The following is a 21,274-nucleotide window of genomic DNA, read 5'->3' on the forward strand; positions in this document are numbered from 1 at the left end:
TGTAGCGCCAGCGACACTATTTAGCATATATCTTTTTTTTACTAATTAGTAAGCGCTATCATAAAATGCGCTGGGAGATGATACCATGGAATTTATGTATTTAGGAACTGGAGCAAGCGAGGGTTATCCAGCTTTATTTTGTCAATGTGAACGTTGCTCTATGGCGATGGAGCTTGGTGGCAAGAATATTCGCGCTCGTACAGGAGCGCTTATTAACTCTGATTTGCTGCTGGATTTCTCACCTGACATGTATATGAATAAGCTTCGTTACAAATTGGATTTGGGGAAAGTTAATCATTTGATTGTTACGCATTCGCATACGGATCATTTTGCAGCAGCAGAGCTCATGATGAGGCATGAACATTGGTATTGTCAGCTGCAGGAGAGTGGAAAAAAACTGCATATTTACGGAAATGAAACGGTAGAAGAAACGATGAAATCAGCTCTTCGCTATGATTATGGAACCGATACGATTGAAGATCCTTTTTACGAGTTTCATATCATACAGCCTTTCATGCCCTTCACTCTTGGAGAAGTGACAGTAACCGCATTGCCAGCCCATCACAAGCCGGATGAACATAGCTTTATCTATCTACTTGAGCAGAATAACACAAGATTCTTATACGGCAATGATAGTGGTATATTCAGTGATGAAACCTTCAATTATCTACGTGATAAGCACCTGGACGTTGTTAGTCTGGATTGTAATTATGGGCTAGAGGATAGATATGATTATCATATGGGGATCTCCGGTTGTCGGATAGTAAGAGAACGTTTGCTTGACCAAAATAGTTGTGATACTAGTACATCATTTATTCTGACTCATTTCTCTCACTACAGCGCAGAGTTGCATGATACTTTAGTTAAGAATACAGCAGAGGAGAATTTCATCATTTCCTATGATGGGATGAAAGTCTTCTTAGCATGACGTGATGATAGTCTATCTATAATTAAAAGAATAGTCATTACCCGTAAAATCCTCCCTTGAGGAAAGGACTACTTTACGGGTCTTTTTTATAGCTTTAAGGGCTCAAAATGAGTAGATACGGAGGTAGAGAATGAAGCTGCTGGCTACGGGAAAAGTAAAATGGTTCGTCTATCAGAAAGTTGTCATCGTATTTATCGTCTTTTTGATTCCGCTCATATCGATGAATATTTGGGTGAATTATAAGGGGATGTCATTCACCAAAAATACGATTTTGGACTCATCCCTGGCTGGGGCGTCGTTCTATTCCAAGCAACTGGATAAAGAGATATATTTCATCCGCAATCAACAATTACAATTTCAAGAAGATAAAAACATACAGAAGCTTAGTTTCCGAGGCGAAAGTTTAGAAAAGTATGAAGAGGTAGAATTAATCGGTAATGCTGAAGATCTATTGAATCGGATCATTGCCTCAAGCGAATATGTGGTTAACGCCGGGGTATATATTAAGTCTCTGGGCAAAACGATCTCTGGTAAGACGGGGATCACGTCTATTCCTAATATGGAGTACGAAAAAATTTCCTCGTTACTTAACGTTAAGCAGAAGCCTTCATTCTATCGGAGCGGTGATGCGATTTTCCTTATAGAAACAGGAGATAATGCGGAGCTTTGGTCGTATATTGAAATCTCAAAAGGTAAGCTATTGGAGGCACTAAATCAAATCGCAACCTTATATCAAGAATCGGAGGTATTTCTGGGAAGTAATGAGCTGGGCAATATTCTATCTACTACAGACGATCAGTTAGTATCTACTGAGGTCCTTAGACTCATCACCAAACAGGATCAGTTTAATTCCGATATCCCAGAAATAAACAAGGTGAACGGTAAAAGTTACTTTATTGCCCATAACTTTATCAGTTCTTTGAATCTATCCTTGATTATGTACGTGAATCAGAATGAAATCACAAGGCCTTTAAGCCAATTTAATACACTACTATATGCCTCTTTCGTCATCGCTATTGTGGTAATGATACTTTATTCTTATTCGGTAAATCTAATGATTCATAGGCCCTTATCTAAATTGGTTAAGACATTCCGTATGGTAGAAACGGATAATCTTGATTTAGTCATCGAGTCAAAGACCAAAGATGAGTTTTACTATATATTTAATAGTTTTAATCGCATGGCTTCTAGACTTAAGCGTTCTATTGAGGAAAATTATGAACAGAAGATTGCCCTGCAGCATTCGCAGTTGAAGCAATTGCAGTCACAGATTAACCCGCATTTTCTCTATAACAGCTTCTTTAATATTTACATGATGTGTAAAGTAGGAGATTCCGATAGTGCGGCTGAGCTCTCACAAAAGCTAGGGAGCTACTACCAATACATCACAAGAAGTGGATCGGACGAGGTGCCTTTCTTTAAGGAGTATCAGCATGCGCTTGATTATTGTGAAATTCAGTGTATTCGCTTCTCGAATCGTATTTCTTTCGAATATGAAGAAATACCCGTTTTGGCGAATGCGATTTTAGTACCGAGGCTGATTATTCAGCCGATTGTTGAGAATGTGTTCGAGCATGCTTTCGAAGACGACTCCCGACACGGGGTTGTCTATATTGGTGCGGAATGCGAAGAGGGAATAGTAATTATCACAATTGAAGATAACGGCAATCTTTTAAAAGATGAGGAAATAGAGTACTTGCAGAAGAAACTTGCGATGGGTCTGAAACAAGTTGAGAAGACGGGATTAATCAACGTTAATAATAGACTCCAATTGAAGTACGGACCAGATAGTGGCTTGTTTGTCTCACGCAGCAAATATGGAGGATTGAGGGTAGAACTGATAGTTAAATATGAGAGTAAGGAAGTGTGATTATGTATAGATTACTAATCGTAGATGACGAGCCTGTGATTGTGAATGGATTAGTCCAACTGTTTCAGGATAACTCAGAATTTGAACTGGATATACGAAAAGCTTACTCCTCAAGCGAAGCTCTTGAAATTGCTAAGAAAACGAAATTGGATATTTTGGTTAGCGATATTCGTATGCCTCAGAAGAATGGTCTCCAGCTCGTGGACGAAATCGTCTATTATTGGCCATTATGCCGAGTGATTTTCCTTACAGGATACAGTGAATTTGATTATGTATACGAAGCGATTCGTAAGAATGTGGACAATTACATTCTGAAAACGGAAGGAATTGAACCTATTTTCCAAGCTGTGAAGGCAGCAATCGACAAGCTAGACGAGGAGAACCGTCGTAGACTTCAATTGGAGAAGGCACAAATGCACTATCAAATCGCTAGTTCCTTCCTAAAGAGAGAGCTGATGGAGCGGGTGCTGAGCGGGGAGTCTATTACTTCTATACTCAATAATGTACGTTACAAGGATGTAGAGTTCGGCATTGCATTAGATCGTCCTTCGTTCTTTCTTGTTGGTATCTTGGATCGACTAGATGATCCTAAATTTAAAATGCCTCCGTCTGTTCAGCGTATTTTCCATGATCACCTGCCTGCATCTATTGCATGTGAAGAAGTGGTTTATGATGATCGTGTAATCATATGGCTGCTTCAACCAGATGAAGGGTTGCTGAATCGCTTTCGTAGTGGCTATCCAGATCAAGGGGTGAATTGGCCTGGAATCGTTGCTTATATGAGAGGGATATTAGAGCCTGTACAGAATGAGTGTGATGAGCTGCTAAGTGTCTGCGTTTCATTCGGAATATCGGGGGATTTACTTAACCATTGGGAATCAATCCATCTTCAAGTTGAAGCCGTGCGCACTATGATTCTTAAGAGAGCTTTATTAGGTCAGCACATGCTTATCTTAGACCTTGAGAAACTAAGTCAACTTGAGGATACGATGCACAAAGCTGGAGGAATCGAGCAGGAAGATTTCAAGACGCTAATCATCGAACAAATTCACCAGTTTGTGCAGGAGAACTTATCTGGAGATTTATCGCTTACCTCAATTGCTGCAGAGGTGCATCTTAATCCGTCCTATTTATCTCGTTATTATAAACAGACGACAGGACAAAATTTATTAGAGTATATCCAGTCGACGAAGCTGCATGTTGCTCTGCAGCTGATGAAGAATACAACTCTGAAATTAAATGAAATCGCCATCCGGGTCGGTTTTGAATCACCATCCTACTTTACAACATTCTTCAAACGCAAAATGGGTTTATCTCCACAGGATTATCGAAACTCAAAATAAGTAAATAAAGTGAAAGTGATGTAAAAAAAGTGAAATTGAAAGCGGTTTCCTCTGTGACTAAAATAATAACTAGGAACACTGATTAACAACAAGAATTGCAGCAAACAAAGGGGGGAAGCGTTCAGATGAAAAAAATGAGACCATGGAAAATGATTTTGTCAGTAACGATGATTCTTTCATTATTGTCAGCATGTGGAAGTCAAGGGAATGGAAATGCGAATGCACCATCTACGCCTAAGGAAGAGACTACGAATAGTGCGACAGACAGCGCCACAGCACCTGATCCACTAGGGAAATACCCGGAAACGGTCACTGTTACAGAAATACTAGGATATAATCCACCAGAAGATCCAAGAACTCCAAGCGGAATAACACCGGAACAAAATGCCTACCTGAAAGATCTCAAAGAGATGATGAATATTGAAGTGAAATACAAATGGACCGTTCCCTCTGCCCAGTTTGAGCAGAAGTTCTCGCTTGCCATGGCATCGGGGGATCTACCCGATGTGATAGAAGTTGATCAGAAGAACTATGAGAAACTTAAAAAGCAAGATATGCTTGCTGATCTGACAGATGCTTATGCACAATATGCGTCACCAGCTCTTAAGGCTTATATGGACTCAGATGGTGGATTCGCGATGAAAACGTTCAGTGCGGATGGTAAGCAATTAGGTATTCCTGCATTTGAAGATCCCTTCTTATCCACGCAGCTGCTATGGATTCGTCAAGATTGGCTTAATAATCTAGGTTTACAGGCACCGAAGACGATCGATGAGCTTGAGAAAGTTGCACAAGCATTCACACATAATGATCCAGATCAGAATGGTAAGAATGACACCTATGGTATCGCCATGCAAAAGAATCTCTTCTTTTGGGGATTTGATGTCAGAGGTTTCTTTAATGGATTCGGTGCTTATCCTTCCGTTGGTGATAAACAATCGGCTTGGATTAAAGGCGGCGATGACAAATTGTTACCGGGATTGATTCAGCCTGAAGTGAAGACTGCACTTGGTAAGCTACAAGCATGGTATAAAGATGGAATTATTGATAAAGAGTTTGCACTAAAGGATGAGAATAAGGCTGTAGAAGATCTGACTGCAGGTAAAGTGGGTATTTCCTACGGAGAGTGGTGGTATCCGAACTGGCCGCTTAACTCCAGCGTAGACAAAGATCCAAAGGCGGATTGGATTGCAATTCAGCTTCCGGGGATTGATGGTCCAGCTAAATCACTCGTTCCAAAAATCCGCAGCAACAAAATTTTCGTTGTGAACAAAAAGATGAAGAACCCAGAAGCTGCGATTAAGATGCTCAATTTCTACATCGAAGTTGGTAATAAAAAATACAAGGATAAGAACAAAGCGGCAGATGGCTATGTATACAACTGGTTTAACCCACGGATTGCCAACCCTGTTGATATTGATACGATTTACAGGGAAGTAAACAAAGCGCTCGATGCTAATCAGACTGAAATTACAATAGACGATGCAAATTATAAGACCGTTGCGGATACTTTCAAAGCGACTAAGGATTTCCTGGCAGGCGACACATCTAACGCTACCAAAGGTGTAAACTGGGGTCAATATTATAGCCGGGCTGCAAAAGACGGTGGCTGGGGCTTAACACGACAAATTAAAGAAAATCAACAATTTGTATACAACGAGTTTTACGGTCTTCCTACACCAACAGTAGTGGAAAAGGGCGGTCAGCTGGATAAGTTGATGCAAGAGTCCTTTACCAAGATTATCATGGGTGGTTCTCTTGATGATTTCGATAAATTCGTGGATAGCTGGAAGGCACTTGGCGGTAATGAAATTATCGATGAGGTCAATGAATGGTATAGCACGGAAGCTACGAAATAAATCATAGGGATAAGAAAGCGGGTGAAGTGAGTCGGGTGAGACGACTCACCTCCCGTTTTTAAAATGAGTAAGTTGGTGAGGAGGGCATCTATGAAATCACTGAAGAAAGAATATCCGCTTCATATCATGTTAATACCGGGTGTGATTGTTACACTGATTTATGCCTACGGACCGATGGCCGGCCTGGTTATGGCGTTTCAGCAGTTTGAGCCGTTATCCGGTTTTTTTAAATCCGATTTTGTGGGATTAGATAACTTCCGTTATGTATTTAATTTACCGGATTTCAAGCAAGTACTTTGGAATACGCTAGTCATAGCCATCATCAAAATGGTATTGTCTCTGCTTGTCCCGCTCATTCTAGCTTTATTATTAAATGAGCTTACTAAGAAATGGTTCGCAGGTTTTATTCAATCCGCCATTTTCCTCCCGTTCTTCCTTTCATGGACTGTCCTTGGAGGTGTCATTATTGAATTATTCTCTCTCAATGGACCTATTAATGGCTTAATTTCCGCTATGGGCTTAGAACCTATCATGTTCATGCTTGATAATGGTTGGTTCAGGGGGATTATCATTGGCTCGGATGTCTGGAAAGGCATGGGCTACAATATGATCATCATGCTTGCTGCCATCACAGGAATTAATGCGACGCTGTATGAAGCGGCAGAGGTAGATGGTGCAGGGAAATGGAAGCAAATGCTTAACATTACGCTTCCAGGTATAGCACCGATTATTATTTTACTTAGTGTATTAGGTCTCGGTGGTATTCTTAACGCAGGTTTTGAGCAGATATTGATTATGTATAACCCGACTGTATATGCAGGCGCAGATATAATAGATACATTTGTCTATCGATTGGGGATGTTCAGCCAACAATTTGGACCTGCGGCAGCAGTGGGTCTCTTTAAATCGATAATATCTTTATTTATGGTATCAACAACTTACTATGCAGCTTACAAATTTAACAATTACCGCATATTCTAGGAGGTGGAGATGGTGCTACATAAACAATCATTCAGCAGAAAGTTATTTATCGTGTTCAATACGCTGTTGTTAACTTTCATTACCATACTCGGCATTATCCCATTTGTACACTTACTCTCCATCTCACTAAGCTCGAATACAGCTGCGATGGCTGGAGAAGTGAAGCTTTGGCCCGTCGGCTTTTCCTGGGATGCTTATGTATATTTAGGAGAAAAGGTAGAGTTCTTTCGTTCCTTGGGAGTCTCCGTAAAACGAGTAGTGCTCGGTTCAGTAGTTAACTTGTTTCTAGTATTTATTACTGCTTTTCCACTGTCCAAATCGAATGATCAGTTTAAATTTAGAACCGTATATGTATGGATATTCGCGATTACGATGTTTTTTGGAGGCGGCTTAATTCCGACGTATATCGTAGTGAAGAATACAGGCTTAATCGATTCCATTTGGGCACTTATCTTACCAGGTGCATTGAATGTATGGAATATGGTTCTGATGCTTAACTTCTTCAGATCTATTCCAAGAGAATTGGATGAAGCGGCTACGATTGATGGTGCCGGACATTGGAGAGTACTTTGGCAAATTTATTTACCGATATCCCTTCCATCCATCGCAACGATTGGGTTATTCACCATAGTTGGGCATTGGAACGCTTGGTTTGACGGTATCCTTTACCTGAATTCACCTGAGCATTACCCGCTACAGACCTATCTTTCTACCTTGATTATGTCTATCAATGCCCAGATGTCATCGATGTCCATTGAGCAGCTCAAAGTGATGGAGAACCTGAGTGAGAAGACGATCCGAACGGCGCAAATATTCATGGGCGCATTGCCAATTATGGTAGTGTATCCATTCTTACAAAGGTATTTCGTAAAAGGAATGACGGTTGGTAGTGTTAAAGAATAAAGAAATAGAGTACAGACATAGCATAAAGTCTCATATGAAGGAGCAGATTGCGATGAAGAAAGTTACTGTTGCTTTAATTGGAGCGGGCCTGCGAGGAATTAATTATTCAGAATATGCGATTCAGCACCCCAATGAGCTTCAAGTTGTAGCTGTTGCAGAGCCGAATGCGAAGCGGAGAAATAAATTTAAGGCAAGACATAAGCTGGCTGATGATATGTGCTTTACCCATTGGGATGATTTTTTTGCCTCCCCGAAAGTAGCAGATGCGGTATTTATCTGTACCCAAGACAATCAGCATTATGTGCCAACAATGAAAGCACTGGAGGCAGGGTATCATGTACTATTAGAAAAACCGATGTCCCCTGATGCCAAGGAATGTGTACTTATGGGAGAAATGGCCTCTAAAGTGAATCGTGTCTTCTCGATATGCCATGTATTGAGATATACCAATTTCTTCTCTACGATCAAGGAACTGCTGGAAAGTGGTGCGATCGGAAAATTGATGTCTATTCAACATAATGAGAACGTGGGTTACTGGCATCAAGCTCATAGCTTCGTAAGAGGGAATTGGCGCAAAAAGGATGAGTCCAGTCCGATGATTCTCGCTAAGTCCTGTCATGATCTGGACATTCTTTCCTGGTTGACAGATTCAGAATGTGTTCGAGTGTCTTCCTTCGGCTCACTGTCCCATTTCAAATCTAGTGAAGCACCGGAAGGAGCCCCGCTACGTTGCACAGATGGATGCCCAGCAGCAGATAAATGTCTCTATTATGCTCCTAATCAATATTTGACGGAGAATACGGATTGGCCTACATCGGCAATTAGCGATGATCCAAGCTATGAAGCCCGACTGAATGCTCTTAAGGAAGGACCTTATGGACGATGTGTCTATCATTGTGATAATGATGTCGTCGACCATCAAGTGGTAAATCTAGAATTTGCTAATTCCGTAACTATAGCTTTTACAATGAGTGCGTTTACTAAAGATGTAAGTCGTACCCTCAAGCTGATGGGTACCACGGGGGAAATTCGCGGTGCGATGGAGAAGAATGAAATTGAAGTGATCCATTTTGGCAGCGGTAAGGTAGAAAGAATCTCGTTCGAGAATGCAGGTGGTCATGTTGGTCATGGCGGCGGCGATATGGGGTTAATCAAAGATTTTGTTAAGCTGGTTCGAGCGGAAGGAAAGATTCAAGGTCTTACATCAGCGAATCATTCCGTTCAAAGTCACCTTATGGCTTTTGCAGCGGAGCAATCTCGCATCGAGGGTAACAGTATTGTTCTGAGAGAATTTGCACAAAGTGTCTGTAATGATGAAGAGGTGAAGCAATGATGAATGCTCCGCAGCCATTTCAGACGATGTTATTAAGTTCGTTGGTTAAGGTATTTGCTGATGAAGTGCCGAATCATGAACCCTATCACAGTGCAACCGCACTTGTCGGGGAAACATTTTCGTTCCAAGTCGCTTATACCTCAGATACACTTTTAAAGAATATTGAAGTAGAGATAAAGTCATCTCTTCCAGATCTAATATGTATAAGATCCGTTGGACTTGTTTCCTCAGAAATGCCTTGTTTCAAAAATCATGATGACGATGTGCTAAGAACTACGCCGGGATTATATCCAGATCCATTGTATACGCTGGATCAACAATCTATTTCATCGATCCCGGGACAATGGCGATCTTTATGGGTGGCGATAACCTTGGATGAAACAATGAGTACGGGGCTTCGCTCTATTCAGGTCCTCTTCAAATCATCTGAAGGGCAGATATTAGGTGAATCGGATGTATTCGAGTTAACCGTCATCCCTGCAACACTACCGCCGCAACAGTTAATTCATACGGAATGGTTCCATGTGGATTGTCTTGCTACAAAGTATGGTGTCGAAGTATTTAGTGAAGCGCATTGGGCCCTTATAGAACGTTATGCAGATACGATGGTTAAGCATGGCATGAACATGATCTTAACTCCGTTGTTTACACCGCCTTTGGATACAGCCATTGGTGGAGTACGTCCAACCGTTCAATTGATTTCCGTGACTAAAGCGGGAAATCGTTATGAATTCGGATTTGATCTGCTTACTCGTTGGGTATCGATGTGCCGCCGACTTGGCTTCAAATACTTTGAGTTCTCTCATTTATTTACTCAATGGGGTGCAAAATGTGCACCAAAAATAATGGTAACCATTCAAGGTGAAGATCAGCAACTATTCGGTTGGGATACGGACGCATCCTCAGCGGAATACCGTAGTTTCTTGGATCAATTTTTACCTTGCTTAGATCAATATTTGAAAGAGCAGGGAATAGACCAGCAAAGCTGGTTCCATATTTCAGATGAACCAGGAGAGGAACATTTGGAATCGTACCGAGCTGCAAGTGAGATCATTTATAAACATTTATCAAGTTATCCGATCATGGACGCTTTGTCCGAATTGGAGTTGTATGAACAGGGCCTGGTGAAAAGGCCGATTCCTGCGAATACGCATATTGAACCGTTCTTAGAACATCAGGTTCCAGACCTTTGGACGTACTATTGCTGCGCTCAAGGTGAACAAGTATCCAACCGGTTTTTCAACATGCCGTCTGCTAGAAATCGTATAATCGGGTTTCAATTGTATAAATTCGGATTACAGGGCTTCTTGCATTGGGGTTATAACTTCTGGTACTCGCAATATTCATTGAATCAGCAGCTGGACCCTTATCGTACGACTGACGCTGAGCATGCATTTCCCTCAGGAGATGCCTACTTGGTCTATCCGGGAGTAGAAGGCCCGATTGAATCCATTCGACTGGAAGTTCTATATGAAGGGTTGCAGGATTTGCGCGCACTAGAATTACTTGAGCAGAAAATTGGCAAGAAAGCAACGATAGCCATTATGGAAGAGGGTCTGAGTACATCGTTGACCTTCTCTGTATACCCGAGGGATCAGGGAACATGGCTCTTAGAGGCAAGAGAGCGGATCAATCAAGCGATAGCAAGTTATTCTACTTAAGTGATCATACCATTACGAGGTGTTGAGAATATGGCAACTTTTCATTATTCAGGATCTTCCTTTTATTATAACGATCAGGCGATACGGCTTATCTCAGGAGCCATCCATTATTTTCGGACTCTGCCGAAACATTGGGAAGACCGTCTTATCAAATTAAAAGCTTGCGGCTTCAATACGGTTGAGACCTATGTGGCATGGAATTTACACGAGCCGAAGAAAGGCGAACATAATTTTGAAGGTATGGCAGATGTAGTCCGGTTTATTGAATTGGCTGGAGATTTGGGTCTGCATGTCATCGTTCGTCCCGCACCTTATATTTGTGCAGAATGGGAATTTGGTGGACTGCCATCTTGGTTGCTAGCTGATTCGGATATGCGTCTTCGATGCTACCATAAGCCATTTCTAGATCATGTAGATGCGTATTATGATGTATTGCTCCCCAAATTACAACCACTGTTATGTACGAATGGTGGCCCGATCATTGCTATGCAGATTGAGAATGAGTACGGAAGTTACGGTAATGACAAGTGCTATTTAAATCATTTAAAAGACAGCATGATTTCCCGTGGGATAGATGTACTACTATTCACTTCCGATGGACCTGAAGACGCGATGTTACAGGGAGGTATGGTCCCAGGTGTGCTGGAGACGGTGAACTTTGGATCACGTCCAGTAGAAGCATTCAACAAGCTCCGTGAATACCAACCAGAGGCTCCAATCATGTGTATGGAATACTGGAACGGTTGGTTTGATCATTGGCGTGAGGAGCATCATACGCGCCCGGCTGAGGATGTAGCGAAGGTATTGGATGAGATACTTAGTTTAGGTGCATCCGTTAATTTCTATATGTTCCATGGCGGAACTAACTTTGGGTTCTACAACGGAGCGAATGGACATACGTTTGACAGCTATGAACCAACAATTACTAGTTATGACTATGATTCCTTACTGAGTGAATCCGGTGAGCCGACAGCTAAATATTATGCAGTTCGTGAAGTGATCTCCAAATATGTAGATCTCGGACCCATTGAGTTGCCAGCTCCTGTCGCTAAGAGAGCATATGGGAGAGTAGAGATGAAGGAGCAGACTTCACTTACCGCAAACTTGAATCGTATTTCTGCACCTATTCACTCTGCATACCCTGAACCGATGGAGAAATTGGGTCAGGATTATGGCTTTATACATTATAGTACGTTCCTTACAGGACCTCGCCCCAAAGATGAGTTCTTCATCCAAGATTTACATGATCGTGCATTAGTCTTTCTGAATGGAGAGCTCACTGCAACCTTAGATCGTGTAGAGCCAGAGGTGAAATTAGAGTTCGAGGTTCCGGCCGAAGGGCTGCATGTTAGTATACTTGTGGAGAATTTAGGACGCGTCAACTATGGTCCTTTTATGAGAGATTGTAAAGGGATTACCGAAGGGGTACGTTATGGACGGCAGTTTCTGTCGGAATGGATGACTTATACGTTGCCATTAACGGATTTATCTGGTCTGCAGTTTGAAGGTCTATTCAGGCAAGTGGAACCTTGCTTCTTCCGTAGCACCTTAGTTGTGGATGAACCTTGTGATACGTTCTTGAGCATGGAAGGATGGACTAAAGGCGTCGTGTTCATTAATGGGTTCAACCTTGGACGCTATTGGAATATCGGACCACAGAAAACAATGTATGTGCCAGGTCCTCTATTGAAACAAGGCGACAATGAGATTGTCATCTTTGAATTGCACAGCACTTCAGATACCGCTGTTACCTTCGTAGATTACCCGGATTTAGGATAATAGGGCATAGCTCTGCCAACAACATGTTAGAATTGCGGCTTATTGAACAATGTCTGAATTTGCTTCGACAAGTTTGTTCAATCTTGCGTAATTCGCTAGCTTCGTTTAACTAGCTGTTTCAAACGCAGCAATTAATATATCGTAACAACAAAGACACCCGAATAGATCCGGGTGTCTTTGTTAAATAGAAACTATTTCTTGCTGCGTATTCTAAGGTTATGTAGTTCCCATTGTTCATACCAATCTTGAACAACGGCAGGAAGACCAATACTAAGATCGCCTTTCAATAATTCCGTCAGATTCTTGTATTGTTCTTCCACAGCGGATCGTTCCCCAATACTGTCGTAGACCTTCATTAATCCTAAATGTCCTTGTTCAAAATAGGGCTGAAGCTGTACTACCTTTTGATACACGGTGACAGCTTCGGGAACTCTGTTGTTGTCGATATAGAACTGGGCCATTCCCATAGCATGGTGTAGCCAAATGGTGCGCAGACGTTGTCGTTCGCCCTCCGCCCACAAATAATCGTAATCTCCAAAATAATCCCCCGAATAAAGTTCAAATAAGCTTTGATGTTCTGAACAATTGTTCTCTCTGATGGATTCGAGTGCAAGAATGTTTTGCTCCCACTGGGCTGCATCGATTAGAAGCGGCCCGGTCTCAAGCGTATACCCTTCCCCGCCACTAACGTTGCTGATATGCAGATCTACCTCACTCTGCTTTAAACATTGCCGTACTTGATAAATGGTTGTGTAGAGATGGGTAGAAGCCTTTTTAAGATTGAAATCTGGCCATAGTAGGTCAATCAGGGTATCTTTACTGACGAATCGATTGCGATTATGAAGCAAGAAAGCAAACAATTCTTGTGCCTTAGAAGTTCTCCAACGGAGATTGTTTAAAGGTTGTCCTCCTCGTTCAAAACGCAGCGATTGAAAACAACGAATCGTTAGTTCATGTGCTACCTCTGTGCTTTTTGGTGCAAACCTCAATCTATCCTCCAAGCGTTGTACTGTTTTGAATAAACGGTCATGTCGCACGGGCTTCAAAATATAATCAATCGCATTTAACTCAAAGGCTTCCACTGCATATTGGTTATACGCGGTCACGAAAACGATATTAGCGTTTGGACACACCTCTTGCAGAATTGCGGCAGCTTGAAGCCCGCTCACTTCAGGCATTTCAATATCAATAAAAATAACGTCAGGCTCCAAGGCTGGGGCATCTTGTATAGCTTGAACAGGATCTGTATAGGACGCGATGATATGAACAGCTTCCATTTCTTTTAACATGAATTCTAACTTTACGAGAGCAAGACGTTCATCGTCCACCAATACTGCTTGAATCATTGTTATTTCACCACTCAATATAGTATTTTTTAGCAAAAAACAATAAACTCTTCTTTATTTTTCGGTTCATTATAGTCTGTCTGTGACTAGGTATTTTTGTGATTCATATTTCTTTTTTCAGAAGGGATTATGAAACTTACTGAAGTACCTAGCCCTTCCTTGCTTTTAATTTGCAAACCCTTAGCATAGACACGTAACAAGCGTTTATGTGTATTAAGAAATCCAATCCCTCTTGTTACATTAGACTGACTGCTCAGCAGTTGCTGAAGTTGCTCGGAAGTCATACCTTTACCATTATCAGCGATTGTAATCTCGATGTCATCAGCTAGTTCTTTGATGGATATTGAAAGCGTACCTCCTTTGGAGCGGCTTAATATACCATGCCTAACGGCATTTTCAACGAGTGGCTGAATGGTCAAGGGAGGTAACTGAAAATGTAGATTTTCTGTTAAATCCCAGTTGATGGTCATCCTGTCCTCAAAGCGCTCTTTCTCTATGTACAGATAGGCACGGACAAGCTCAAGCTCGTGTTCAATCGGTATCATCGGCTCAGCGTTCAAGAAGTTAAAGCTTAAGCGTAAATAAGAGCTAAAGGCATCCATAAGGTGACCCATACGCTGTGTATCAAAAGATGCCAGAGCAGATATAGAATTTAATGTGTTGAATAAAAAATGTGGTTGTATTTGCGCTTGAAGATATGCTGCTTCCAGACGAAGCCGTTCACTTACGGACTGTTTTAAGTCTGTTAAGGAACGTACCCGTCCTCTTAGCTCCATAGCGTTCATGGGTTTCGTTACATAGTCGTTCGCGCCTGAAACAAATCCGGTGTAGATATCTTCCGGCTGGCTACGTGCGGTCAGAAGTAGAATAGGAAGCTCAGCTATAGTAAAACGTTCACGAATTCTCTGTGTTAATTCATAGCCGGACATCTGGGGCATCATTACATCTGTAATGATTAAATCCCATTGATCAGTATCCAGTTTTATTAAAGCATCAATTCCACTGGTTACCGTAACCATTTCATAGTCTTTGATGGACAGTACGCTAGTAAGGATTTTCAGATTAACCGGGTCATCGTCAACAGCCAAAATCTTAGGTCTTCTTCCATCCGTTGAAGTAGCCGATGTAGTGTTAAATTCGGATAGCCTAATATGAGATAGTTTGTCCGTGTATTCAGTCACTGTTGAGAATTCTAAATTGAATTTTTGAATGTTTGAATCGGATAGAGGCATAGTAAAAGTAAAAGTAGAGCCTTTGCCAAGTGAAGATTTTACGCTAATCTCTCCACCGTGAAGTTCAACTAACTGTTTACAAATACTTAAGCCCAATCCAATTCCACCACTTATTGCTGTCACGCTTGAGTCACCCTGTTCATAGGGTTGGAAGGCTCTAAGCTGTGTTTCCTCGTTCATTCCAATGCCAGTATCCGTAATATGGATGCGCGCCACACCCTTATGAATATCCGCATGGACCCTAACTGAGCCTACACTCGTATATTTCACAGCATTTTGAAGCAGATTGAACAAAATCTGAATGAGTCTTTTCTCATCTGCCACAATAGAAGGAAACGAGTCGGGAATCTCCGAGATTAGTGTAATGTGCTTACCTTCCGTTAGGAACTTGAGCATATCGAGTACGCCAACAGCTACGGATTGAATGGGAACATTTCTTAACTGTAATTGAATGTTGCTTTCACGAAGCTGTGATTGATCTAGAAGATCGTTTATCAGTAAAGACATACGTCTTCCGACGGTAATTAGCAGTTCTAGATTACTTGCGTTCTGATGCATTAAAGAGTCTCTCTCACTGTCTAAGACGGTCTCAGCAATATTAATGATGCTATGTAGGGGGTTTTTCAGCTCGTGAGAGGTATTAGCTAGGAAATCATCCTTTTGCGTAACGGTTCTTTGTAGGCTTTTTGCCAGATTTTCAGTCTGCTTAGCATTCCACAAATAGCGCTTAAACCCAAAAGTCGCAAAGCATAAAAAGGCAATAATCAGGTCAAAAGGATAATAGGTAACGTCAACCAGATCGAAATTTTTGAACAATCCCCAATGAGTGCTGTTAACGATGGCTAGGATAGATAGCAATAGAAAAATAGAGCCATCGTTGTTTTTAAGCGCAGATTTCAGAAAGAGAACTACAACTTCTAATGATAGAACGAATATATTGATGAAAAAAAGAAGCGTATATGATTCGTAATAGTGGACAACGGGACCGAGCAGTATGAAAAGGATATGTACCAAGGATAAGCTGGTCAGGATCCGAACGCTTTTAATTTTTAAATTATGGAACATTAGTTGCTTGCTTGTCAGTAAGATGAATATAAAAGCCATAATATTAGATATGATTAATAGTTTTAAGCTCCATTGGTAGTTTAAGGGAAGCATATGCAGCAAAAGCTTGTCATCATCAATGAGTACTGTAGTTATAGCGGAAATTACCAACAGAAAAAAATAGATCAACATCTTTTGCCGCGGACCAATGGTATATAATATTGCTGCATAGACGGCATGGAGTAGAAGTACTACACATAATAACAGTTGAAGGCCTATAGAAACGTTCCTCTGTTGTGTTAAAGTTTTTTCGTTACCAAATAAAATGGGTTTAAAAATACCGCCTGTATGAGCTAAAGAGTAGTTGGCTACATGAATCACAATTTCAATTTCAGTCTTATCCGTTGTAAAAGATACGGAGTAAGGTAATACACGAGCAACATAGTCTTCTTTATTGGCAGATGGAGAACCTGAATTTTCCAGTAGTTCACCATTGATATATATTTCCGAAGAAGTCCGAACCCCAGATATAAGTATGCCATAAGACTGCTTTTCGTTTTTATCTACAAGAATCCGTAACCGATAGGAGCCGTAGCCAAAAGCAGACTTTTCGCCATTATGAATGGTATCGTTCCACTGATCCGGGACTTGTATATATTTTTTAGGGGGAGCTTTGTTTAGAGATTCTTTATTGAAAGTGGGAAGCAGCGTATTAGGATAGAACTCCCATTGCCCTTTTAAGTTAAGGAGCTTGTCTTGATTCAATTCTTTATTCCGTAAATCGAGAACTCCTTTGACTAATTGTGGTTGTATAGCATGAGGCGAAGCCCAAACCCATAGGAAGCGAAATCCAGTAAGTATAGTTAGAAATAGCACGATAATTAGAAAGAGTTTTCGTTTAGTCATAGTAATTAAACATTATTCGACAAAAAACAATATATTCCTTTCACAAAAATATTTCAAAAATTTAAAAAAAAGTTACGGCAAAGTTGCAGGGGATTAGAATTGGCTGGCGTCTAACGTTATGTAGGTGAAGGAGGGGAGAAAGCTGGAAGAGAAGGAATGGATTTCTGCTGTGCTGAACGGTGAGCATCAGGCCTTTGGGCATTTGGTGACACGTTATCAAGGCATGGTATACAGAGTGTGCGTCAAGATTACTGGAGAAGCCGAATCGGCCAAAGATATGGCCCAAGAGGTTTTTATAAAAGCATACAAAGCGCTCCCCTCCTTCAGAGGACAATCTACCTTCTCGACATGGCTTTATCGGATAGCCTATCGAACCTGTCTGGACTGGAAACGGGCCAATGATAGGGAGTGGAGGCATCGGAGTGCGGCTGATTACACTGAGAATGATTGGGTAACATCTCAAACACCAGAGCAAGAGGTGCTAGAGCAGGAACAATCAGCTGAGCTGGGTGAGAATGTGAACAGCCTTGCGGAACCGTACCGGTCGGTCGTACAGCTGTACTATTTTCAACGAAATTCTTATCAAGAGATAGCGGAGCAAAAGGGTGTTTCCGTTAAGACTATCGAATCGCAGCTTTATCGTGCCAGACAGATGATGCGTAGACAAAGGGAGGAATTGCGATGAATTGTGCAATAGTGAAGGAATGGATGCCACATTACATTGACGGCCTACTGTCTCCAGATATGGAGCTGCGTATCCGGTTGCACATACAATCCTGTTCTGATTGCGCGCAGTGGCTGGAGGAAGCTAAGGAAATGTCCGCTCTTTGGTCAGAAATGGAAACGGACAGTGAATATCAGCATGAACAGATGGACTTTCCAGATCTCGCAGCTGGTGTTATGGCCCATATCGAGCAGCTCGAAACAGGACGCAGAGAGCGAGCGGTTAAAGCGACAAGCGTAAGACGTCGCTATGCTCCTAGAACATCTTGGATGCATTATGCGGTGGCTGCCTGCTTGAGCTTCTTATTGTTACAGTTTGGCGTTTTTGAGAATTTGGCTTATGGGATTACTGAAATTAATGGTCATGTGTCGAATTCGGTGACCCAATGGTTTGGTGGTTTTAGAAAATAGTCATAAAGAGATTTATAAATAATAGATGGATTCAGGTAAACTGAAAAGTTTATGCTATCCAAATTTTAGGAGGATGTATTATGATTAAGAAGAGACGTTGGCTCACTTTTATGCTAGCTATGGTTCCTGGTGTAGGTCATTTGTACTTAGGTTTCAAAAAGCAGGGGCTGCAGTTTATGATCGGGGCTTCCTTATGTATTATGTTTATTCCGTCTGAGCCCATGATCTTCCCTTTTGCGCTAGCTGCACTATGGTTTTACCAATTGTTTGATGCCCTGCAGAAAGCGGCTTGGATGAAAATAACTGCAGCCGAACATGAGCGTATGATGTTCCATCCTGACAGCTTCGGAGAACCTTGGACGATGAGGATGTCCTCTATGCCGGGTTACCCACATGAAGATGTGAATCCGGCTTGGGTTGGTGTTGGATGTGTTGTTGCCGGTTTCCTTATGCTGGTGATCTCAGCATTTCCGACGCTTTGGAGAATGTTAATTGAGATTAACATTGGTACGATCTTGCTATCACTGGGTCTGATTGCGTACGGTCTGAAGATGCTAAGAAACAATACGAGAGCGTAAGAAACGGGGATTTGACTATGGGGAGATGGAAAATCGGGAGTTTTACTGCAGCTATAGGCTGCATTGCACTTGGTGTCATTATTGTGATGGCTCAGTATAATATGATCAGCTATGAAGTACTTGGTTATTTATGGCCAGCACTGTTGATCCTGTTCGGACTCGAGATGTTGCTAAGATTGTTTATCAAATCCGATGCCAAAAGTCGTGTGAGCGGTTGGGCAATCCTATTGATCATCCTGTTGGTTGGAGCAAGCAGTGCACAGAGCGTAATGGCCGGCGGCTCACTTAGCAGTTTAATCGGGAATACACATTTAACTCCACTAAGCGGCAATCTCGAAGTGAAAGACAATATTACGACGCTGAAAATCGTACTTCCAAGTGGAAAAGTAAAGGTCGAGGGAATAGATGGAAGCTCATTGGATTATGAGGGAAGCTTACTCCTACCTGGAAAATCGCAAAGTGAAGCCGAAAGTGCGTTGGAAAAGAAATGGAAAGTAAAAACTGAGGGAGATACACTGATTATGGAGCTTGATACAGATCATAATTGGTTCTCTAATATTCAGTTTGGATTTAATACTAAAAGTCCTTATTTAAATGTAAGTGTACCTAGCAGCCTTGCCGTTGAGGTAGATACTAGTGACGGGTCAATAGAAGCCTGGGATTTAAAGTCTGGCTTAGTGGTTGATACTAGTAATGGGGTTATAAATATTCATGATGTTGCTGGCGGAGTTGAAGCAGATACCAGCAATGGCTCACTTACTGTTCAGAACATCCAAGGTGGAGCGCAGCTCAAAAGCTCTAATGGTGCGATTATATTGGATAATATAGATGGAGCGTTGACGGCAAAGAGCAGCAACGGCAAGATCACTATTAATTCAGCAGTGACTGGAAAATGGAAATGTTCGTCTAGTAACGGAAAGATTACGGTGGGGTTGCCAACTGTGTCCGATGCGAAGATTACAGCGGATACTAGCAATGGCTCACTGAAGGGGAATGTCCCTTGGGATCTAGACGGGGACAGCTTTGGCACTGCCATTCTTGGTAAAGGAACTTATACTGTGGACCTAAGTACGAGTAATGGAAGTGTAACCGTGGACACAGCTGAATAAGTACGAACAATAAAGGGAGTTAAGGCTTCAGCGATTGGTTCTGCTGAAGCCTTAGCTCCCTTTTTCAAATTATAAGAAACCTACCAAGCGTAAGCTTTAGGAGCTTCTCCGCCCGGTCCTGGGAAGATCTCATCTAGACGTTTAAGGACAGATTCATCTAGCACAATCTCAAGACTGCGCAGTGCACTCTCGAATTGCTCTAGTGTGCGTGGTCCAATAATTGGTGCGGTTACAGCAGGATTGGCTAATAACCATGCTAGTGCTACATTATCTTGTGGTTCCCCAAGCTCCATACATAAGCTTGCAAAAGCCTCAAGCTGATCTTTGTATTGCTCTACGCGCTCAGCATTTCCTCCACTGCGGCTGCCTTCTATTTTCTTAAGTGCATTGCGTCCAAGAAGACCTCCATCCAGTGGGCTCCAAGGAATAACGCCTAATCCATGATGGAGAGAGGAGGGTAATACTTCAAGTTCAGGAAGGCGACAGGTGAGGCTGTATTTATGCTGCTCAGAAATCAAACCTAAAAAGCCACGTGCCTTCGCTTCTTGTTGGGCTACAGCGATATCCCATCCCGCAAAGTTACTGGAGCCGACATAACCAATCTTTCCTTGGTTTACAGCAAGCTCGAAAGCCCCCCACAGCTCGTCCCAAGAGACACTACGGTCAACATGATGCATCTGGTACAATTCAATATGATCGGTCTGGAGACGCTGCAGAGACCCCTCTAGATGGCGGCGTATAATATAAGATGATAGTCCACCCTCATCATTAGGCCCATCGAGCTTATCGCTCATTGCACCGTATACTTTGGTAGCTAACACGACCTTTTCACGTCGCCCACCACCTTGCTTAAACCAACGACCAATAATCGTTTCTGTTAAACCGGAATTCTCACCCCAACCATAAATGTTAGCGGTATCAAAAAAATTAACACCTGCGTCGAGTGCAGCGTCCATAATACGGAAGGCTTCTTGTTCATCTGTTTGTGGGCCGAAGTTCATTGTTCCGAGACATAGCCGACTGACCTTCATACCGGATTTGCCAAGCTTAGCATATTGCACTTCGTATTCACTCCTTAGGTAGATGATTTCAACTTAATTGTAAACATCTTCAGAAATAAGAGCAAATATGAAGCGGCAATTTGGATAAGTGGTCTTATCTCATTGAATTATAGGCTATGCCTATCAACTCAATAGAATCTATATCTTTGTCCTTTACGACTGGGTATGATACAACAATATAAAGAAGAACTATGTCTGTTAAAGCAG

General features: G+C 41.9%; 16 protein-coding genes. 13 read left to right on the plus strand and 3 right to left on the minus strand.

Features of this window, described 5'->3' with window-relative positions; all coding sequences use genetic code 11:
• The first annotated feature begins 85 nt into the window (after positions 1-85).
• From MKY19_RS06555 to MKY19_RS06595, 9 genes are all read left to right on the plus strand, one after another.
• A complete protein-coding gene (locus tag MKY19_RS06555; protein ID WP_042125099.1) occupies positions 86-928 on the plus strand; it encodes an MBL fold metallo-hydrolase in 843 nt (280 codons plus the stop codon).
• A gap of 130 nt (positions 929-1,058) precedes the next feature.
• Positions 1,059-2,798, plus strand: a complete 1,740-nt coding sequence (locus tag MKY19_RS06560) for a histidine kinase (RefSeq protein WP_339269433.1) — start codon at positions 1,059-1,061, stop codon at positions 2,796-2,798.
• 2 nt (positions 2,799-2,800) lie between these two features.
• Complete coding sequence (locus MKY19_RS06565) at positions 2,801-4,141, plus strand: helix-turn-helix domain-containing protein (RefSeq protein WP_339801359.1); 1,341 nt, start codon at positions 2,801-2,803, stop codon at positions 4,139-4,141.
• 125 nt (positions 4,142-4,266) lie between these two features.
• A complete protein-coding gene (locus tag MKY19_RS06570) occupies positions 4,267-6,000 on the plus strand; it encodes an extracellular solute-binding protein (RefSeq protein WP_149645115.1) in 1,734 nt (577 codons plus the stop codon).
• Between the two features lie 90 nt (positions 6,001-6,090).
• Positions 6,091-6,981, plus strand: coding sequence for an ABC transporter permease subunit (locus MKY19_RS06575; RefSeq protein ID WP_042125108.1), 891 nt, complete (start codon positions 6,091-6,093; stop codon positions 6,979-6,981).
• 9 nt (positions 6,982-6,990) lie between these two features.
• Positions 6,991-7,884, plus strand: coding sequence for a carbohydrate ABC transporter permease (locus MKY19_RS06580; RefSeq protein WP_042125110.1), 894 nt, complete (start codon positions 6,991-6,993; stop codon positions 7,882-7,884).
• Between the two features lie 52 nt (positions 7,885-7,936).
• The gene (locus MKY19_RS06585) at positions 7,937-9,217 is read left to right on the plus strand and encodes a Gfo/Idh/MocA family oxidoreductase (RefSeq protein WP_339804193.1); all 1,281 of its coding nucleotides are present in this window, start codon (positions 7,937-7,939) and stop codon (positions 9,215-9,217) included.
• Positions 9,214-10,878, plus strand: coding sequence for a DUF4091 domain-containing protein (locus tag MKY19_RS06590; RefSeq protein ID WP_339801364.1), 1,665 nt, complete (start codon positions 9,214-9,216; stop codon positions 10,876-10,878). The genes MKY19_RS06585 and MKY19_RS06590 overlap by 4 nt, the downstream gene beginning before the upstream one ends.
• A 30-nt stretch (positions 10,879-10,908) precedes the next feature.
• Positions 10,909-12,657: a beta-galactosidase family protein gene (locus MKY19_RS06595; protein WP_339801367.1), complete on the plus strand. Its 1,749-nt coding sequence runs from the start codon at positions 10,909-10,911 to the stop codon at positions 12,655-12,657.
• A gap of 191 nt (positions 12,658-12,848) precedes the next feature.
• Here MKY19_RS06595 and MKY19_RS06600 read toward each other — a convergent pair whose 3' ends face one another.
• Together MKY19_RS06600 and MKY19_RS06605 are read right to left on the minus strand one after the other, a co-directional pair.
• The gene (locus tag MKY19_RS06600) at positions 12,849-14,003 is read right to left on the minus strand and encodes a response regulator (protein WP_339801371.1); all 1,155 of its coding nucleotides are present in this window, start codon (positions 14,001-14,003) and stop codon (positions 12,849-12,851) included.
• An 86-nt stretch (positions 14,004-14,089) separates the two neighbouring features.
• The gene (locus MKY19_RS06605; protein ID WP_339801374.1) at positions 14,090-17,185 is read right to left on the minus strand and encodes an ATP-binding protein; all 3,096 of its coding nucleotides are present in this window, start codon (positions 17,183-17,185) and stop codon (positions 14,090-14,092) included.
• 124 nt (positions 17,186-17,309) lie between these two features.
• Here MKY19_RS06605 and MKY19_RS06610 point away from each other — a divergent pair, with 124 nt between their 5' ends.
• From MKY19_RS06610 to MKY19_RS06625, 4 genes are all read left to right on the plus strand, one after another.
• Positions 17,310-17,870: an RNA polymerase sigma factor gene (locus MKY19_RS06610; protein ID WP_042185733.1), complete on the plus strand. Its 561-nt coding sequence runs from the start codon at positions 17,310-17,312 to the stop codon at positions 17,868-17,870.
• Positions 17,867-18,319 (plus strand): zf-HC2 domain-containing protein, encoded by a 453-nt coding sequence (locus MKY19_RS06615; protein WP_339801378.1) that lies wholly within the window; start codon positions 17,867-17,869, stop codon positions 18,317-18,319. Before MKY19_RS06610 ends, MKY19_RS06615 begins: the two co-directional genes overlap by 4 nt.
• An 80-nt stretch (positions 18,320-18,399) precedes the next feature.
• Positions 18,400-18,897: a hypothetical protein gene (locus tag MKY19_RS06620; protein WP_339801381.1), complete on the plus strand. Its 498-nt coding sequence runs from the start codon at positions 18,400-18,402 to the stop codon at positions 18,895-18,897.
• 17 nt (positions 18,898-18,914) lie between these two features.
• Positions 18,915-20,006: a DUF4097 family beta strand repeat-containing protein gene (locus tag MKY19_RS06625; protein ID WP_339269452.1), complete on the plus strand. Its 1,092-nt coding sequence runs from the start codon at positions 18,915-18,917 to the stop codon at positions 20,004-20,006.
• A gap of 80 nt (positions 20,007-20,086) precedes the next feature.
• Here MKY19_RS06625 and MKY19_RS06630 read toward each other — a convergent pair whose 3' ends face one another.
• Positions 20,087-21,067 (minus strand): aldo/keto reductase, encoded by a 981-nt coding sequence (locus MKY19_RS06630; RefSeq protein ID WP_042125126.1) that lies wholly within the window; start codon positions 21,065-21,067, stop codon positions 20,087-20,089.
• Positions 21,068-21,274 lie beyond the last annotated feature (207 nt).

Source organism: Paenibacillus sp. FSL R5-0744 (assembly GCF_037972555.1).
GTDB lineage: Bacteria > Bacillota > Bacilli > Paenibacillales > Paenibacillaceae > Paenibacillus_AQ.

Coding starts and splice junctions, on each gene's coding strand:
- MKY19_RS06600 (WP_339801371.1), bottom strand. CDS start 14,003: ATGATTCAAGCAGTATTGGTGGACGATGAACGTCTTGCTCTCGTAAAG.
- MKY19_RS06580 (WP_042125110.1), top strand. CDS start 6,991: ATGGTGCTACATAAACAATCATTCAGCAGAAAGTTATTTATCGTGTTC.
- MKY19_RS06575 (WP_042125108.1), top strand. CDS start 6,091: ATGAAATCACTGAAGAAAGAATATCCGCTTCATATCATGTTAATACCG.
- MKY19_RS06615 (WP_339801378.1), top strand. CDS start 17,867: ATGAATTGTGCAATAGTGAAGGAATGGATGCCACATTACATTGACGGC.
- MKY19_RS06585 (WP_339804193.1), top strand. CDS start 7,937: ATGAAGAAAGTTACTGTTGCTTTAATTGGAGCGGGCCTGCGAGGAATT.
- MKY19_RS06565 (WP_339801359.1), top strand. CDS start 2,801: ATGTATAGATTACTAATCGTAGATGACGAGCCTGTGATTGTGAATGGA.
- MKY19_RS06590 (WP_339801364.1), top strand. CDS start 9,214: ATGATGAATGCTCCGCAGCCATTTCAGACGATGTTATTAAGTTCGTTG.
- MKY19_RS06625 (WP_339269452.1), top strand. CDS start 18,915: ATGGGGAGATGGAAAATCGGGAGTTTTACTGCAGCTATAGGCTGCATT.
- MKY19_RS06555 (WP_042125099.1), top strand. CDS start 86: ATGGAATTTATGTATTTAGGAACTGGAGCAAGCGAGGGTTATCCAGCT.
- MKY19_RS06620 (WP_339801381.1), top strand. CDS start 18,400: ATGATTAAGAAGAGACGTTGGCTCACTTTTATGCTAGCTATGGTTCCT.
- MKY19_RS06605 (WP_339801374.1), bottom strand. CDS start 17,185: ATGACTAAACGAAAACTCTTTCTAATTATCGTGCTATTTCTAACTATA.
- MKY19_RS06560 (WP_339269433.1), top strand. CDS start 1,059: ATGAAGCTGCTGGCTACGGGAAAAGTAAAATGGTTCGTCTATCAGAAA.
- MKY19_RS06570 (WP_149645115.1), top strand. CDS start 4,267: ATGAAAAAAATGAGACCATGGAAAATGATTTTGTCAGTAACGATGATT.
- MKY19_RS06595 (WP_339801367.1), top strand. CDS start 10,909: ATGGCAACTTTTCATTATTCAGGATCTTCCTTTTATTATAACGATCAG.